The 17,840-nt window shown below is 62.1% G+C and carries 14 protein-coding genes; all 14 read right to left on the reverse strand.

The features are described 5' to 3' along the window. Positions 1-134 precede the first annotated feature (134 nt). The 14 genes from QRN10_RS00895 to QRN10_RS00960 all read right to left on the reverse strand — a co-directional run bounded on the left by QRN10_RS00895 (position 135) and on the right by QRN10_RS00960 (position 17,796). Complete coding sequence (locus tag QRN10_RS00895) at positions 135-932, reverse strand: transporter substrate-binding domain-containing protein (protein WP_181080315.1); 798 nt, start codon at positions 930-932, stop codon at positions 135-137. 166 nt (positions 933-1,098) lie between these two features. Continuing rightward, the gene (locus QRN10_RS00900; protein ID WP_285427703.1) at positions 1,099-1,899 is read right to left on the reverse strand and encodes a transporter substrate-binding domain-containing protein; all 801 of its coding nucleotides are present in this window, start codon (positions 1,897-1,899) and stop codon (positions 1,099-1,101) included. A 186-nt stretch (positions 1,900-2,085) separates the two neighbouring features. After that, positions 2,086-4,656 carry a glucans biosynthesis glucosyltransferase MdoH gene (gene mdoH / locus QRN10_RS00905; RefSeq protein WP_285427704.1) on the reverse strand — a complete coding sequence of 857 codons (2,571 nt, stop codon included), beginning with the start codon at positions 4,654-4,656 and terminating at the stop codon, positions 2,086-2,088. Continuing rightward, positions 4,649-6,328 (reverse strand): glucan biosynthesis protein G, encoded by a 1,680-nt coding sequence (locus tag QRN10_RS00910; protein ID WP_219855356.1) that lies wholly within the window; start codon positions 6,326-6,328, stop codon positions 4,649-4,651. Before QRN10_RS00910 ends, mdoH begins: the two co-directional genes overlap by 8 nt. Before the next feature lie 324 nt (positions 6,329-6,652). Next, positions 6,653-7,090: a D-aminoacyl-tRNA deacylase gene (gene dtd / locus QRN10_RS00915; RefSeq protein WP_181080311.1), complete on the reverse strand. Its 438-nt coding sequence runs from the start codon at positions 7,088-7,090 to the stop codon at positions 6,653-6,655. Then, positions 7,087-8,058: a prolyl aminopeptidase gene (gene pip / locus QRN10_RS00920; RefSeq protein WP_181080310.1), complete on the reverse strand. Its 972-nt coding sequence runs from the start codon at positions 8,056-8,058 to the stop codon at positions 7,087-7,089. Before pip ends, dtd begins: the two co-directional genes overlap by 4 nt. A gap of 252 nt (positions 8,059-8,310) precedes the next feature. Continuing rightward, positions 8,311-9,111 (reverse strand): N-formylglutamate deformylase, encoded by an 801-nt coding sequence (gene hutG / locus QRN10_RS00925; protein WP_253510027.1) that lies wholly within the window; start codon positions 9,109-9,111, stop codon positions 8,311-8,313. Positions 9,112-9,122: 11 nt separating this feature from the next. Then, positions 9,123-10,328, reverse strand: a complete 1,206-nt coding sequence (gene hutI / locus QRN10_RS00930; protein WP_181080308.1) for an imidazolonepropionase — start codon at positions 10,326-10,328, stop codon at positions 9,123-9,125. Between the two features lie 15 nt (positions 10,329-10,343). Then, complete coding sequence (gene hutH, locus QRN10_RS00935; RefSeq protein ID WP_181080307.1) at positions 10,344-11,876, reverse strand: histidine ammonia-lyase; 1,533 nt, start codon at positions 11,874-11,876, stop codon at positions 10,344-10,346. 25 nt (positions 11,877-11,901) lie between these two features. Then, a complete protein-coding gene (locus QRN10_RS00940) occupies positions 11,902-13,425 on the reverse strand; it encodes an HAL/PAL/TAL family ammonia-lyase (protein WP_285427705.1) in 1,524 nt (507 codons plus the stop codon). Positions 13,426-13,568: 143 nt separating this feature from the next. Continuing rightward, positions 13,569-14,393, reverse strand: a complete 825-nt coding sequence (locus tag QRN10_RS00945) for a quaternary amine ABC transporter ATP-binding protein (RefSeq protein ID WP_181080305.1) — start codon at positions 14,391-14,393, stop codon at positions 13,569-13,571. Next, positions 14,390-15,241 carry an ABC transporter permease gene (locus tag QRN10_RS00950; RefSeq protein WP_034095466.1) on the reverse strand — a complete coding sequence of 284 codons (852 nt, stop codon included), beginning with the start codon at positions 15,239-15,241 and terminating at the stop codon, positions 14,390-14,392. Before QRN10_RS00950 ends, QRN10_RS00945 begins: the two co-directional genes overlap by 4 nt. A 71-nt stretch (positions 15,242-15,312) precedes the next feature. Then, entirely contained in the window at positions 15,313-16,278 is a 966-nt protein-coding gene (locus QRN10_RS00955; protein WP_181080304.1) for an ABC transporter substrate-binding protein, read from the reverse strand. A 69-nt stretch (positions 16,279-16,347) separates the two neighbouring features. Next, complete coding sequence (locus QRN10_RS00960; RefSeq protein WP_181080303.1) at positions 16,348-17,796, reverse strand: purine-cytosine permease family protein; 1,449 nt, start codon at positions 17,794-17,796, stop codon at positions 16,348-16,350. Positions 17,797-17,840: the final 44 nt, after the last annotated feature.

Below are 17,840 nucleotides of genomic sequence, written 5' to 3' on the forward strand. Positions count from 1 at the left end.
ACTTTCCGGATGTGTGTTGCCTGGCAGGCCGCCATCGTGGGCAAGCCCCACTCCCACAACTTGACCGAGTTCCAACTGTCGACGGTGGGAGCGGGCTTGCCCGCGATGGGCGCTACGCGGTGTTCAGTCAGACCTTATTCCATGTCCTTGAGCCACTCGGAGCTCTTGAACCACTTGTCATGGATGCGATCGTAGGTGCCGTCGTTCCTGATCTGGTGCAGGAAGTTGTTGATGTAGTTGATGCTGTCGTAGTCGCCTTTCTTTAAACCAAATGCCAGAGGCTCGAAGGTGAAGGGTTCTTCCAGGAACACCAGCTTGCCATTGCCGACTTTCTTCTCGGCCACCACGTTATATGGAGCGTCATACACAAAGGCATCGGCCTTGCCGTTGACCACGTCCAGCACGCCTTCCTGCTCGTTGTCGTAGCCATGGTACTTGGCCTTGGCGATCAGCTTTTTGGCGACCATTTCCCCGGTGGTGCCGAGCTTGGAGGTCAGGCGGTATTTCTCGTCGTTCAGGTCTTTGTAGGACTTGATGGTGCCTTCCAGGTCCTTGCGAATCAGCAGGGTCTGGCCGACCACGATGAACGGTTCGCTGAAGTTGAGGCGCAGGTTGCGCTCCTGGGTCAGGGTCATGCCGCTGCCGATCATGTCGAACTTGCCGGTCAGGAAGGCCGGGATGATGCCGTCGTAGCCGGTGGAGACCAGCTCCAGCTTGACGCCCATGGACTTGGCCAGGGCCTTGAGGATGTCGACTTCGAAGCCAATGATCTCGCCGCGCTTGTCCGTCATTTCGAACGGCATATACGTCGGGTCCATGCCCACTTTCAACGTGCCGCGCTTGACCGCATCGTCGATGGCGCCGGCCTGGGCCGCATGGGCGGCAACCAGTGCGGTGACGCCCAGCAGCAGCATCGAAAGATACTTTTTCATCATCAAGTCCCCTGAACCATTCTTATAAGGTCGGCGCGCAAAAGGGCTGCACCATTTCGGGGTGCGATCCTAACCCACTCGCCGCCTGTCACAAAGGTTTCACAGGCAATTGTTGTCGGCGCTTGTCGGAATACCTGCGAGACACCGATATGCAAACCCTCAGCGGTCAGTCGACGCCCACCAGCCAGCCCGTGTCCTTGAACCACTTGTCATGCAGGCGATCGTAGGTGCCGTCCTGGGCCACTTGATTGAGAAAGTGGTTGATCCAGTTGAGGCTGTCGAAATCGCCTTTTTTCAAGCCGAAGGCCAAGGGCTCAAAGGTGAACGGCTGCTCCAGCAGCAATAACCGGCTGTTTTGCATCCGGCTCAGGGCGATCAGGTTGTAGGGCGCGTCGTGGATAAACGCATCGGCGTTTCCGTTGACGACTTGGCGCACGCCCTCCTCCGGGGTGGCAAAGCTGCTCAATCGGGCCGCTCCCAGGAAGCGTTTCGCCGCGACTTCGCCGGTGGTGCCTTCGGTGACAGCGATGCGATAACCGGCATCGTCCAGATCTTCCACGCTGGTGACTTTGCCGGCCAGGCTTGGGTGCAGCAGCACGGTCTGGCCGACCACGATGAAGGAGTCGCTGAAGTTGAGCTTCAGGTTGCGCTCCTGGGTGACGGTCATGCCGCTGCCGATGATGTCGAATTTTTTCGCCAGCAGCCCCGGCAACAGCTCGGTATACGGCACGGCGACCAGCTCAAGCTCGACGCCCATGGCTTGACTCATTTCCTTGAGCAGGTCGATTTCAAAACCGACGATGCGGCCCTGCTTATCGGTCATTTCAAAAGGAATGTAGGTGGGCGTAGTGCCTACTTTCAGCACGCCCCGCCGCACAGCATCGTCAATGGCGCCCGCCTGCGTCACGCCGTTGTGAATCAACGCGACAGCCCCCATCAGCAACGCCGAACAGTACCTTTTGATCATGAATCCCCCTGTGGCCGAGTCGAATTTGGGGGCGATCCTAACCTACTCACGGGCACGTCAATACGCCCTGGAACCGGGTATTTTGTTTCGAAATAACAAGAGGTTACGGCGATAGGAGGCAAGCGGTAAGCGCTGTAGGAACTGCGCTTGAAACACCCCCGAGGTGAGCCCTCGGGGGTGTCTGAATCAGGCTGGTTGGGCCTGGGACGACTGCGGTTGCAACGGCAGCAACGGCGCGTGAGGGTCGGCCTTGATCGAGTCACGCCAGGCGGCGAGCCATTCGGGATGCCCTTCGCTCCAGACCTGCTCGTGCAGGCGAGCCAGGGCCACCGGGTCGCTGAGCAAAGCCACGCGTTCGGCATTGTTGAGGCCGGCGGGACCGACCTTCAAGGCATGACGAACCCGTTCGGCACGCAGGTACTCGATCGGCTCGGCCTGGCCGTGACGCGACGTCGCCAGTGCACAGGCCAGGGCATTCTGCTGCGGGTCGACCACCGAGCGCACGAAGCCGTCGTGCAGCGCGTGCCAACGGTTCTCGTGGGTGTACTTGTCGGTCGACAACAGCGCCTGCGGCGGATTGTATTCCTCAGGAATGAGGAACAGGCTCTCATCGCGGGACTTGATGCCCAGGTTCACCCGGCTGGAGATCACCGACACCGGAATCGACAACATCAGCGAACCGACGATCGGCACCAGCCACCACAGGAAGCTTGGGTTCAACCACACCACCAGCAAGGCCCACAGGAAGCCCAGCAAGGTTTGCGTGCCGTGGCGTTTGAACGCCTCGCCCCACGTGGTGGAGTCGTCATCCCGCTTGGGCGAATTCCAGGTCGCGGCCCAGCCGAGGAAGGCGGCGAGCACGAAACGGGTGTGGAAAATCATCCGCACCGGCGCCAGCAGCATGGAGAACAGCATCTCCAGCAGCATCGACATCGTGACCTTGAACTTGCCGCCGAACTCTTTCGCGCCCTTGGCCCAGATCAGGATGATGCTCAGCAGTTTAGGCAGGAACAGCAGCACGATGGTGGTGGAGAACAGCGCCACCGCCTTGTCCGGATGCCATTGCGGCCACAGCGGGTAAAGCTGGCGCGGCGCCATGAAGTACTGCGGCTCCATCAGGGTGTTTACCGCCAGCAGCGCGGTGGACAGCACCAGAAACAGGAACCACAACGGCGCCGACAGGTAGGACATCACGCCGGTCAGGAACACCGCACGGTGTACCGGGTGCATGCCTTTAACCAGGAACAGACGGAAGTTCATCAGGTTGCCGTGGCACCAGCGACGGTCACGCTTGAGTTCGTCCAGCAGGTTCGGCGGCAGTTCTTCATAGCTGCCCGGCAGGTCGTAGGCAATCCACACGCCCCAGCCGGCACGGCGCATCAGCGCCGCTTCAACAAAGTCGTGGGACAGGATGGACCCGGCGAACGCACCTTTACCCGGCAACGGCGCCAGGGCGCAGTGCTCGATAAACGGCTTCATGCGGATGATAGCGTTGTGACCCCAGTAGTGGGATTCACCCAGCTGCCAGAAGTGCAGGCCGGCGGTGAACAGCGGGCCGTACACGCGGGTGGCGAACTGCTGCATGCGCGCATACAGGGTGTCCATGCCCGACGCACGTGGCGCAGTCTGGATAATCCCGGCATCCGGCGTGGCTTCCATCAGGCGTACCAGGCTGGTCAGGCATTCGCCGCTCATGACGCTGTCGGCGTCAAGCACCACCATGTACTTGTAGTCACCGCCCCAACGACGGCAGAAGTCGTCGAGGTTGCCGCTCTTGCGTTTGACGCGACGACGGCGACGGCGATAGAAGATCTTGCCGAAGCCACCGGCTTCGCGGCACACGTCGAGCCAGGCCTGCTGTTCGGCGATGCAGATGTCGGCGTCGTTACTGTCGCTGAGCACGAAGAAGTCGAAACGGTCCAGGTCACCGGTGGCGGCCACCGATTCGAACGTGGCGCGCAGACCGGCGAATACCCGGGGCACGTCTTCGTTGCAGATCGGCATCACCAGCGCGGTACGGGCGTCTTTCGGAATCGGCTCGTCACCGGCACTTTTACCGGAGATCCGGTATTTATCGTGACCGGTGAGCAATTCGAGGAAGCCCATCAGCGCCGTCCAGAAACCGGCCGACACCCAGCAGAACAAAATCCCGAACATGATCAGGATGCTGGTCTGCAGCGCGTAGGGCAGCACCTGGGTCGCGGTCTGCAGCAAGGTCTGGTTGCGGATTTCGTCGAAGTCGACCAGCGACCAGCCCTGGTACGGCATGATGCCTTTCATGTACCAGCCGGCCACGATGGTCTGGCCCAGCATCAGCACCAGCAGGATGTAGCGGCGGATCGAGCCGACGGTGCGCCAGCGCGCGGCCGGCAGTACGCGTTCATCCTTCGGCGGCCTGGGCGGGTTGCTGCGCCCGGTGATGCGACGCCAGCCGCGCACCAGGATATTGGTGCGCCACGGCTCCGGCACTACGCGGGTACGACGGATCGGCGGCGTGGCCTTAAGGCACACGCGACCGGCGGCGTCGACCGCAAGCATTTCCGCGTCCTGCAGCTCTTCGGCGGTGTTGAGCGTCAACCGGCGGCCAACCGACGCCTGTGCGGCGTCGACCGGCGCGTCGAAGGTTGCGGACGACAGGCGCTCGTGCAGTTCGGCGAAGGAGGTGCAGCCCGCCAGTTCGGCGCGCTGCTCTGGGGTCATCGGGAGATGCGCCAGATACTCGGACAGAGTCTCTGGCTGGGCTTGGGAATTACTCATCGGCAGGCAACTGATAGCTCCAGGTTTCGGTCAGGACTTCTTCAGTCTTGATCGGCTCCGGTGTGGCTGGGGCAGCTTCCGGCTGCTTGGCTTCCTTGTCCTTGGCGTCTTTTTTGGCCTGCTTCTCATGTTGCTTGGCCAGGACCTTGTCGGCCTTGAGAACCTGGGTGGACACATGCTCAGGCTCGGCCGGAGCAACGTCCTGCACCAGGGCAGCACGCATTTCGGTCGGCTTGCTCGCGTCCTTGATCTTCATGCGCAGGGTCAGGCGCCAGCCTTTGGTGTGCTCGTTGTAACGCACGCTGTTTTCAACCAGTTCAGCGTTGTCACCCACGCTCACCTGGCTGCGCACGGGCGCATCCGGCAGCAGTTTTTTCAGGGACGGGCCTTCGAAGTCCACCAGGTACGCGACGCTGCCATCCGGCTGACGGATCAGGTTGGATTGCTTGACGTCACCGGTCGAACGCAGGGTCTGCTTGACCCACGCGCTGTCCGGCGAGTGGAACGCGGCGTCGTCGAGGGTCCAGTGCAGGCGGTAGGCGACGTCGAGCGGCTGGCCGACTTCCGGCAGTTTTTCCGGGCTCCAGAACGCAACGATGTTGTCGTTGGTCTCGTCGGCGGTCGGGATCTCAACCAGGTCCACGGAGCCTTTGCCCCAATCGCCTTCAGGTTCGATCCAGGCGCTTGGACGCTTGTCGTAGTTATCGTCCAGGTCTTCGTAGTGGCTGAAGTTGCGGCCACGTTGCAGCAGACCGAAACCACGCGGGTTTTCTACGCTGAAGTTGCTGACCGACAGGTGTTTAGGGTTGTTCAGTGGACGCCAGATCCACTCGCCGTTGCCGGCATGGATCGACAGGCCGCTGGAATCATGCAGCTCGCGACGGTAGTTGAGCACCTTGGACGGCTGGTTCGCGCCGAACAGGAACATGCTGGTCAATGGGGCAACGCCCAGCTTGCTGACCTTGTCGCGCAGGTACATCTGGGATTTGACGTCGACCACCGTGTCGGTGCCCGGACGCAGGGTCAGGCGATAGGCGCCGGTCGCGCGTGGCGAGTCCAACAGGGCGAAGATCACCAGGTGCTTGTCACCCGGCTTAGGACGCTCGATCCAGAACTCGGTGAAGCGTGGGAACTCTTCGCCGGACGGCAGCGCGGTGTCGATCGCCATGCCGCGGGCGGACAGGCCATACACCTGATCCTTGCCCACGACGCGGAAGTAGCTGGCGCCGAGCATGGTCATGATTTCGTCTTGCTTGTCGCCCTTGTTGATCGGGTACAGCACACGGAAACCGGCATAACCCAGCTGTTCGGTGGCTTTAGGGTCAAATTTCACGTCGCCGAAGTCAAAACGCGACGGGTCGTATTTGATTTCCTGGACGCTGTCAGCGGTCACTTCGTTGATTTTCACCGGTGTATCGAAGTGCATACCCTGGTGATAGAAGGACAGCTTGAACGGGGTGTTTTGATCGGCCCACTCGGCTTTTTCATTGCGGAAACGAATCTTCTGGTAGTCCGCGAACTTCATTTCGCGGAATTCGTTCGGCAGATTGCTGCGCGGAGCTTCGTATTTCTGCCCAGCCAGCTCTTTTGCCTTGGCCGACACATCATCCAGACTGAATGCCCACAGTTGACCCGCGCCGAACAGGCAAAACAGGGCAGAGCCCGTCACCAGTGCGTTTCGTAACCGTTTGGCAGACAATTTTGGTGCATTACAGGGACTAACAATCACGAGCAACCCTCGCCGAAAACAGATCAAAAAACCAACGGCCAGCTATCTATATGCCAGGTTGGCGAGCATTGTTCCGACTCCCCTGGGTCAAAATGATTCCCCAGTGGATGTCGGACAAGTCTCTACCTAAGTCAAAAATGGACCAAACAACGCTGATCCCCGTAGCGCGCGATTATCTAGTAGCCCGCGAGACAACGCATCAGGGGCAACGAAGTATTTGTAGCGAAAACCTGCGTTTTTAAGCATTAAAAGTCGTTTTCAATACATTCACGTCTGCAGGAGGAAGGTCACAGGGCCATCATTGACCAAATGCACCTGCATATCCGCGCCAAAACGGCCCGAAGCCACCTTGCCATGCAATTGTTGCGCTTGTAACAGCAAGTGATCAAAAAGCGCCGCTCCCAGGGCCGGAGGGGCCGCTGTGGAGAAGCTGGGCCGCAACCCGCTCTTGGTGTCCGCCGCCAGGGTGAACTGCGAGACCAGCAGCAATCCGCCGTCAATGTCCTTGAGCGACAGGTTCATCTTGCCTTCGTCATCGCCGAACACCCGATAGTTCAGCAGCCGGTGCAGCAGTTTGTCGGCGCTTTCGGGCGTATCTGAAGGCTCCACCGCCACCAGCACCAGCAACCCCTGGTCGATGGCACCCACGGTTTCACCCGCCACCTCGACTCGGGCGCCAAGCACCCGCTGCAGCAGGCCCTTCATGCTTCTTCAGGCGGCAGGTCGAGCAAACGCCGGGCCATTTCGCCGGTCGCGCGTACCAGCGCATCCGTGATGCCTGGCTCGGACGCCGCATGGCCCGCCTCGCGGATCACCTGCAGCTCGCTGTTGGGCCACGCCTGGTGTAATTCCCAGGCGTTATCCAACGGGCAGATCATATCGTAGCGCCCGTGGATGATTACGCCAGGCAGGTGCGCGATCTTGTGCATATCGCGAATCAGCTGGTCAGGCTCCAGGAACGAGTGGTTGGTGAAGTAATGGCACTCGATGCGCGCAATCGACAGCGCCCGCTGCGGCTCGGAAAACCGCTCCACATGCTGCGGGCTCGGACACAGGCCGAGCATGCGCCCTTCCCAGCCGGACCAGGCCTTGGCCGCGTGCATCTGGGCGATCTGGTCATTGCCGGTGAGGCGTTTGTGATACGCCGCGATCATGTCGTGACGCTCGTCGGCCGGGATCGGCGCGATGTAATCCTGCCAGTAATCCGGGAACAGGCGGCTCGCGCCTTCCTGGTAGAACCAGTGAATGTCCTGCGGGCGGGCCAGGAAGATGCCGCGCACGATCAGGCCATGCACGCGCTCGGGATGGGTCTGCGCATAGGCCAGCGCCAGGGTCGAGCCCCAGGAACCGCCGAACAGCACCCATTTATCGATGCCCAGGTGCTCGCGGATGCGCTCCATGTCGGCGACCAGGTCCCAGGTGGTGTTGTTCTCCAGGCTGGCGCGCGGCGTAGAGCGACCGCAACCGCGCTGGTCGAAGGTAACGATGCGATACAGGTTGGGATCGAAATAGCAACGGCTTTGGGCATCGCAACCGGCGCCGGGGCCACCATGGATGAATACAACCGGCAAGCCTTCGGGGGAGCCACTTTCATCGACATACAGGGTATGCGTGTCATCGACAGCCAGATCGTGCCGGGCGTAGGGTTTGATCTGCGGGAACCAAGTCTGCATTGCGCGCTCCGTAGGGGTTCGGGTTCATCCCTGGGGGGACGTCTATTATTCTGCCGTCTGGCACTATAAACCCGAATTGTGCAATGAGCATGTCCTTGAGCGCTTAGACCTGTGTCAGCCCTTCGCCCAGCTTAGGAAGGCTTAGCCAGCCATTGGTGGGATAAGTGCCTGGCAGGGTGCTATCCAGGGCAGGCCCCTCCCACGGTTGGGGCTGTCTTGGGCTGAGGGCAAGACCTGCGCTGCAGATCCTGCCTAGCCGTAACGCTTGCGCCCCCAGGCCAGCAGGCCTTCGAGCAACTGTTTCAACACCACCTGCGTCGGCTCGGCCAGGTCGGCGCGGTACTTGAACGGTTCGAACTCCTCCATATAGGTGCTCTGGCACAATTCCAGCTGCACGGCGTGGATATTCTCGGCCGGGTCGCCGTAATGCCGGGTGATATGCCCGCCCTTGAAGCGCCCGTTGAGCACATGGGTGTACTGCGGGTGCCTGGCGCAGATGGCTTCCAATTGGCCGGCCAGTTCCGGGGCGCAGGCCGCGCCGTTGAAGGTGCCGAGGTTGAAGTCCGGCAGTTTGCCGTCGAACAGGTGCGGGATCACCGAGCGAATCGAGTGCGCATCGAACAGCAGCGCATAGCCGAACTCTGCCTTGAGGCGTGCCAGCTCCTCCTGCAGCGCGCGGTGGTAGGGGCCCCAGATTTTCTGCAGGTAGGTCGCCCGTTCTTCCTCGGAGGGTTCCTGGCCGTCGAGAAACAACGGCACGCCATCGAACAGGGTCCTGGGGTACAGGCCGGTGGTGGCGCCGGCATACAGCGGCGTGTCGTCGGACGGTCGGTTCAGATCGATGACAAACCGCGAATACTCCGCCGACAAGGTGCTGGCACCCAATTCCTCGGCAAAGTCATACAGCAAAGGAATATGCCAGTCGGTGTCCGGCAAGCTTTGCGCCTCGGGGATCAGCCCGGCCTTTACCGCAGGCGTCAGGCGCAAGCCGGCGTGAGGCATGCTGATCAGCAGCGGTGTGCGGCCTTGTTTGAAGTTCAGAACCTTATCCACAACGGTACTCCTTAGACGATGGCATCGACGCCATGGCGCACGACGCGTTTATCCAGTTCGCCGCCCAGCCAGTAAGCCAGGTCGGCTGGACGGTCGATTTGCCAGGCGACAAAATCCGCAACCTTGCCCACCTCCAGCGAACCGTGGGTGTGGCCCATGCCCAGGGCGGTGGCCGCGTGTTGCGTGGCGCCGGCCAGGGCTTCTTCCGGGGTCATGCGGAACAAGGTGCAGGCCATGTTCAGCATCAGGCGCACAGACAGCGCTGGCGAGGTGCCGGGGTTGAGGTCGCTGGCGATGGCGATTTTCACACCGTGCTTGCGCAGGGCCTCCATGGGCGGCAACTGAGTCTCACGCAGAAAGTAGAATGCCCCCGGCAGCAACACCGCAACGGTGCCGGCGGCGGCCATGGCGATGGCGTCTTCTTCGGTCATAAACTCCAGGTGGTCCGCCGACAATGCGTGATAACGCGCCGCCAGGCTGGAGCCGTGCAGCGAGGACAGTTGTTCGGCGTGCAGCTTCACCGGCAGGCCAAGTTGCTGCGCGACGTCAAACACGCGGGCCACCTGTGCCGGGGAAAATGCCAGGTATTCGCAGAACGCATCCACCGCATCCACCAGCCCTTCGGCCGCCAGGGCCGGCAGCATTTCGCTGCAGATATGCTCGATATAGTCGTCGGTACGGTCCTTGTACTCCGGCGGCAAGGCATGGGCGGCCAGGCAGGTAGCGCGCACGCTGACCGGCAGCGCTTCCCCCAGGCGTCGGGCCACGCGCAGCATCTTGCGCTCGTTGGCCAGGTCCAGGCCGTAGCCGGATTTGATTTCCACCGTGGTCACACCGTCACGCAGCAGACTGCGCAGGCGCTTATGAGCGCTGGCGAACAGTTCATCTTCACTGGCGGCGCGGGTGGCGCGCACGGTGCTGGCGATCCCGCCGCCCTGGGCCGCGATCTCGGCATAGCTCACGCCTTCAAGGCGTTGCTCGAATTCGCCGCTGCGGTTGCCGCCGAACACCGTATGAGTGTGGCAATCGATCAGCCCGGGGGTTACCCACGCGCCTTGCAGGTCGTGGACCTGGGCGTAATCCGCGCTCGGCGCCTGGCTGCGTGGGCCGATCCACTCGATCAGCGAACCGGCGGTGACCATGGCCGCATCCTCGATGATCGAGTACTTGCCCTGGGCCATGGTTGCGACGTGGCAGTGCTGCCAAAGGGTTTTCATCCGACACTCCTTGGGTTACAGGCTCGGCAGCAACCGGGCCGGGACCAGCTCGTTCAGGCAGCGGCCGGCGAGCAGTTCACTGGCGGCGATGATGTCCGGGGCGAAAAAGCGGTCCTTGTCGTAAAACGCCACTTTGCTGCGCAGGATGCCACGGGCTTTTTCCAGTTTCGGCGAGGTTTTCAAGCCTTCGCGCAGGTCCAGGCCCTGGCACGCCGCCAGCCATTCCACGGCGAGGATGCCACGGGTGTTTTCGGCCATTTCCCACAGGCGCTTGCCGGCAGCCGGGGCCATTGAAACATGGTCTTCCTGGTTGGCGGAGGTCGGCAGGCTGTCGACGCTGTGGGGATGGGCCAATGCCTTGTTCTCACTGGCCAGCGCGGCGGCGGTGACCTGGGCGATCATGAAGCCGGAGTTGACCCCGCCATTGCCCACCAGGAACGGCGGCAACTGGGACATGTGCTTGTCCATCATCAGCGAGATACGGCGCTCGCTGAGCGAACCGATTTCGGCGATGGCCAGTGCCATGTTGTCGGCGGCCATGGCCACCGGCTCGGCGTGGAAGTTACCGCCGGAAATCACGTCGCCTTCGGCGGCAAATACCAGGGGGTTATCGGAGACGGCGTTGGCCTCCACCGCCAGCACTTCGGCAGCCTGGCGGAACTGGGTCAGGCAGGCGCCCATGACTTGTGGCTGGCAACGCAGGGAATACGGATCCTGCACCTTGTCGCAGTTCTGGTGCGACTGCGAGACCTGGCTGCTTTCACCCAGCAGATCACGGTAGGCCGCCGCCGAATCGATCTGCCCGCGTTGACCGCGAGCCGCATGAATGCGTGCGTCGAAGGGCGAGCGCGAACCCAGCACCGCTTCCACGGTAAGACCGCCGCACGCCAGGGCGCCGGCGAACAGGTCTTCACCTTCGAACAGGCCGCGCAAGGCATACGCCGTGGACACCTGAGTACCGTTAAGCAGCGCCAGGCCTTCCTTCGCCGCCAGGGTCAGCGGCGCGAGGCCGGCGATCTTGAGCGCGTCTTTCGCTTCAAGCCATTCGCCTTTGTAGCGCGCCTTGCCTTCGCCGAGCAGCACGAGGGACATGTGGGCCAGGGGAGCCAAGTCACCGGAGGCGCCCACCGAACCTTTCAAAGGAATATGCGGGTACACCTCTGCGTTGATCAGCGCGATCAGCGCGTCAATCACCACGCGGCGGATACCGGAGAAGCCACGGCTGAGGCTGTTGACCTTGAGCACCATGACCAGCCGCACCAACGCGTCGCTGATCGGCTCGCCAACACCGGCGGCGTGGGACAACACCAGGGAACGCTGGAGGTTTTCCAGATCGGCGCTGGCGATACGCGTGGAGGCCAGCAGGCCAAAACCGGTGTTGATGCCGTAGGCGGTGCGGTTTTCGGCGAGGATCTGCTCGACACACGCCACGCTGGCGTCGATCTGCGCCGATGCGCTGTCATCCAGGCTGAGGGTTACCGGCTGCTGATAGATGGCCCGCAGTTGGGCGAGGCTCAGTTGGCCCGGAATCAGGTTTAGCGCAGTCACAGTGATGCTCCTTTGGAATTATTGTTCAGTGCAAATGGGGAAGTGCTTGATGCAGCAAAGCGGTGTCCTTGAGCAACGCGGCGGCGGTCGCGATATCCGGCGCCAGCCAGCGGTCCTGCTCATAGGGCGGGATATGTTCACGCAGTAAACGCCAGGCACGCTCGGTGCCGACGCCGAAGCGCTGCGCCTTTAAAAATTCAAAGGCCTGGGCCGCCAGCAAGTACTCGATGGCGAGGATCTGGGTCACGTTGGCTAATACCTGGTGCAGCTTGAGCGCGGCATTGGTGCCCATGCTCAGGTGGTCTTCCTGCAGGCCCGAGGTAACGAAATTGTCGAGCACCGCCGGCTGCGCCAGTTGGCGATTCTGCCCGCACAACGACGCGGCGACGTACTGCACGATCATCATGCCGGAGTTGACCCCGGGGTTGCTCACCAGAAACGCCGGCAAGCCGCTGACATGGGGGTTGATCAAGCGGTCCAGGCGGCGCTCGGCCACCGAGCCGATTTCGGCCATGGCGATGGCGAGCATATCCGCCGCCAGCGCGACCGACTGCCCGTGGGGGTTGGCCTGGGACACCACCCGGTAGTTGTCCGGCGTGCCGAGCACCAGCGGGTTATCGGTCACGCTGTTGAGTTCGGTCTCGATCTGCCGCGTGGCGTGCGCCACCTGGTCACGCGTCGCACCGTGGATCTGCGGGATCGAGCGCAGGCTCAAAGCGTCCTGGGTACGAATGCCCTGGCTGGCGGCGATCACCTCGCTGCCGTCGAGCAACGCGCGCAGGTTGGCGCCCACCTGTTGCATGCCTGGGTGGGGCTTGAGGGCGATGATGGTTGCGTCGAACGCATCGAGCTGACCGCGCTGGGCCTCGAAGCTCATGGCGCCGATCACGTCGGCCCATTGCAGCAGATGATGGGCATCGGCCAGGGCCAGGCAGCTCAGGCCGGTCATGCACGGCGTGCCGTTGACCAGGCACAGCCCGTCCTTGGCGCCAAGCTCAACGGGCTGCAAGCCTTCGGCCTGCAAGGCTTGCTGCGCCGAGACGATGCCGCCGCGATAGCTCACATTGCTGACACCCAGCAACGCTACGCCGACGTGGGCCATATGGGTCAGGTAACCCACCGATCCCTGGGACGGCACCTGCGGGGTGATGCCATGGTTGAGCAGCGCCAGCAGCGCCCGCACCACCTGCGGGTGCAGGCCGGAATGGCCGTGGCTGTAGTTGACAAGGGCCGCGCAGATGATCGCGCGGGTCTGTTCATCGCTCAGCGCCGGGCCGACGCCACACGCGTGGCTGAGCAAGGTGTTGCGCGACAGCTGGCTGAGTTGTTCGCCTTGCAGCGACACATTGCACAGCGCCCCCAGCCCGGTGTTCACGCCGTAGGCGCGCTCACCGCTGCTGACGATGCGCTGCACGATGGCCTGGGCGTTATCGATCCGCGCCCAGGCCTGGGTCGACAGTTCGAGGACCGCGCCATGACGGGCCACGGCGACCACGTCCTGCCAGCGCAATGGCGTGTCGGCGATGGTGATTTTTGGTGCCTGGGACATTGTTGATCTCTTCATATTCTCTACAGCTTTGCCGGCCTCATCGGGGGCAAGCCCCCCTCCCACGTTGGGACAGTGTGAACCCGATCAAATGTGGGAAGGAGCTTGCTCCCGATAGGGCCAGCAGCCTCACCACAGGACCTGGGTCAGACCACCGCCGCCCGCCGCTGGACAAACCGGTCTACATACTCATCCGCCGGCGAATGCAGGATCTCGCGCGGGGTGCCGACCTGGATCAATTTGCCGTCCTTGAGGATCGCGATGCGGTTGCCGATGCGCACGGCTTCGTCGAGGTCGTGGGTGATGAACACGATGGTCTTGTGCAGGGTCTTCTGCAGTTCCAGCAACTGGTCCTGCATCTCGGCGCGGATCAGCGGATCGAGGGCGCTGAAGGCTTCGTCCATCAGGATGATGTCGGTGTCGGCCGCCAGGGCACGAGCCAGGCCCACCCGTTGGCGCATGCCGCCGGAGAGCTGATGCGGGTATTTGTTTTCGTAGCCCTTCAGGCCCACGGTGTCGATCCAGTGCAGGGCGCGCTCGGCGCACACCTGTTTGCTTTCACCGCGCACCTTGAGGCCGTAGGCGACGTTGTCGAGCACGCTTTTGTGGGGCAGCAGGCCGAAGCTCTGGAACACCATGCTGATCTTGTGGCGACGGAATTGACGCAGGGCTTCCATGTCCAGTTGCAGGATATCTTCGCCGTCCACCAGGATCGCGCCGCTGGTGGGGTCGATCAGGCGGTTGAAATGGCGCACCAGGGTCGACTTGCCCGAGCCGGACAGGCCCATGATCACAAAAATTTCGCCGGTGCCGATGCTCAGGGACAGGTCGTTGACACCGACCACGCAGCCGGTCTCGGCCAGCACCTGGTCCTTGGTCTTGCCCTGGCCGATCAGCGAGAGCGCGTCCTTGGCACGATTGCCGAAAATTTTGAAGACGTTTTTCACTTCGATTTTGCTGACGGTAGTCATTTGCTCGCCTCATGCCGTGGACGACCATAGGCCTGGGTTATGCGGTCGATGACCACTGCAAGAATCACGATCGCCAGCCCGGCTTCAAGGCCACGGCCGACGTTCAGCGTCTGGATGCCGACCAGTACATCTTCACCCAGGCCTCGGGCGCCGATCATCGAGGCGATCACCACCATCGACAACGCCATCATGGTGGTCTGGTTGATACCGGCCATGATGCTTGGCAGCGCCAGCGGCAGTTGCACGCCGAACAGTTGCTGCCAGCGGTTGGCGCCAAAGGCGTTGATAGCTTCCATGACCTCGCCGTCGACCTGGCGAATGCCCAGGTCCGTCAGGCGAATCAGCGGCGGTGCGGCGTAGATCACCGTGGCGAAAATCGCCGGCACTTTGCCCAGGCCGAACAGCATCAGCACCGGGATCAGGTACACGAAGCTGGGCATGGTCTGCATGATGTCCAGCAGCGGCATCAATACCGAGCGCAGGCGATTGCTGCGGGCCGACAGAATGCCCAGCGGGATGCCGATCAACACCGAAATCACCGTGGCGACCAGCATCAGCGCCAGGGTCTGCATCAGTTTGTCCCACAGGCCGACGGCACCCACCAGGAACAACAGCCCGACGATCACCGCCGTGGTCAGGACTTTACGGGTGGCGTGCCAGGCAACGGCGCCGACGATGGCCAGCATCAGCCACCAGGGCGCGGCGCGCAGCAGGCCTTCCAGGTTGACGATGGCCCATAACAGGGTGTCGGAGATGTGCCTGAACACATCGCCATAGTTGGTGACCAGTGAATCCACCCAACCGTTGACCCAGTCGGCGATGGAAAAGGTAAAACTCTCAGGAAACATAGCGTGCTCTCGATCCAGTGGGGTGTGGCCAGGCGCCCGGCTGCCTCTCAGGGTAGCCGGGCACGCTCGACCTACAAGGCCGCGTCGATTTTCTTGGCAGCCTCGTCGCTCACCCAGGCGTGCCAGACTTCAGGGTGTTCCTTGAGGAAGATTTTCGCCAGCTTCGGCGACTCGATGCGCTCCTTGGCCATGCGACCCAGGTTCTGGTTGAGCAGGTCGATCGGCAGGTTGACCTTTTCCAGCACGGCCACCAGTTCCGGCGCTTGCTCGTGGAAGGTCTTGGACAGGCCGACCTTGATGCTCACACTCTTATCCACACCGGGTTTTTCTTCAAGCTTGACCAGGTCGACCTGGCCCATCAGCGGCGTCGGCGACCAGTAGTAGAACAGGATCGGCTCGCCGCGCTTGTAGCTCGACAATACGGCGGCATCCAGCGCCGGGCCGGTGCCTGGGCGGAAGTTGGTGTAGGAACTTTCCAGACCGTAGCTTTTAAGCATTTCGCTGTTGTCCAGCTCGCAGGTCCAGCCCGCCGGGCAGTTGTAGAAACGGCCTTTGGACGGCTCTTCCGGGTCCTTGAACACGGCGGCGTACTGGCCCAGGTCAGCGATGTTTTTCAGGCCCGGCGCTTTGGCTTCCAGCTTGCGCTTGGCGTCGCCTTCGATCACGTAGCGTGGCACGTACCAACCTTCGATCGCCCCTACCACTGGAGCGCCGACGCCGACCACTTTGCCGGCCTTCTCGGCCTTGTTCCAGACTTCGCTGCGGCCGACCCACTCTTCGGCGAACACTTGGATGTCGTTGCTGCTCAGGGCGTTTTCCATGGTGATGGAATTGCCCGGCAGGCTGTCGGTTTTGCAGTCGTAGCCTTTTTCCAGCACGGTTTGCAGGATGTCGGTGAGCAACATGCCGCTTTCCCAGTTCAGGCCGGCGAATTTCACCGGTTTGCCGGACTCGCACCAACCGGCCGCCTGGGCGCCGGCAGTGGCCAGCAAGCCCGCAGAGAACACGGTGGCCAACAGGGTCTTATGCATTTTCATTGTTGTGACGCTCCCAATCATGAAATGGATTACGGCAGTCAGTAGGCATCCTGCCCTGTCCACGTCCCCTCAGGCTTGTGCAACCAGCCCGTTTGTCATCGGTGCAGCGCCCTGCTCTGGCGGCAGGATCAGGTGTTCGGGGTGTGCGGCAGGCCACTTTTTCGCAGCCCAGTAGTAAAGCGCGGCGGGAAGCAGCAGGCCGATGATCCAGGAAATATCCACATCGCCCAGGGCGGCCACCAGGGGGCCGGTGTAGAACTTGGTGGAGATGAACGGCAACTGCGCCAGTACACCGACGACATAAACGCTGATACCGAGCAGGTTCCAACGTCCATAGCGACCATTCGGATCGGTCAGCGCCGGCACGTCATAGCGATCGCGCGTGATGCAGTAGTAGTCGACCAGATTGATCGCACTCCAGGGGGTAAAAAACGCCAGCAGGAACAGGATGAAGGACTTGAACGCGCCGAGGAACGAGTGCTGCCCGAGCAAGGCGATCAGGGTCGCCGTACCGACAATGCCCAGCACGAACACCAGACGCTGCATGCGCGTGACCTCCAGGCGACCGCGAAAGCCGCTGATGATGGTCGCAATGCACATGAAGCTGCCGTAGGAGTTCAGCGTGGAGATGGTGACCTTGCCGAACGCGATGCTGAAATACAGCAGCGCCGCAGTGGCACCCGTGCCGCCCAGCCCCACAATGTAGGCCACTTCGTGACCGGCAAATTGCCCGTTGGACATGGCCGCGGCAAACACGCCGAGGACCATCGCCACTTGCGCGCCAACCACCGAACCTGCGCCTGCGGCGAGAAAGGTTTTCACCGAGGACGTCCCGCTCGGCAGGTAGCGTGAATAGTCCGCCACGTAAGGCCCGAAAGCGATCTGCCAGGATGCCGCGAGCGACACCGCCAGCAGGAAGCTGCTCCAGCTGAAATGACGGATCTGCAGGAGCGCGCCGACGTCGGCCTGGCTGATCAGGCGGCTGAACAGGTAGACAAAGGCAATCACGCCGATAACGCTGGCCACGCGGCCGATGAAGTGGATCACCCGATAACCGAGCACCGTGACCAACACGATGACACTGGCGAAGATCAGAATTCCGACGCTGTCGGTGACGCCGAACAACTGGCCCAGCGCCTGGCCGGACAACACCGTGCCGGTGGCGGTGAAGCCCAGGTACATCAGGCATACCAGCACAATCGGAATGGCCGCGCCGTAGACCCCGAACTGCACCCGACTGGAGATCATCTGCGGCAGGCCCAGCTTGGGGCCTTGCGCCGCGTGCAATGCCATCACGCCGCCGCCCAGCAGTTGGCCGATCAACAGACCGATCAACGACCAGAACACATCGCCGCCGAGCACCACGGCCAAGGCTCCGGTGACGATGGCGGTGATCTGCAGGTTGGCGCCCATCCACAGGGTGAACTGGCTCAAGAGACGACCGTGTCTTTCCGCTTCCGGGATGTAATCGATCGAACGCCTTTCGATCAATGGGGTGGTTGCACGTGTGTCAGCCATTTACTTTCAACCTCTGATGGATTGTCTTGAGTTCGCCGCCGGTC

It is taken from the genome of Pseudomonas sp. lyk4-R2A-8 (assembly GCF_030209095.1).
Classification (GTDB): Bacteria; Pseudomonadota; Gammaproteobacteria; order Pseudomonadales; family Pseudomonadaceae; genus Aquipseudomonas; species Aquipseudomonas quebecensis.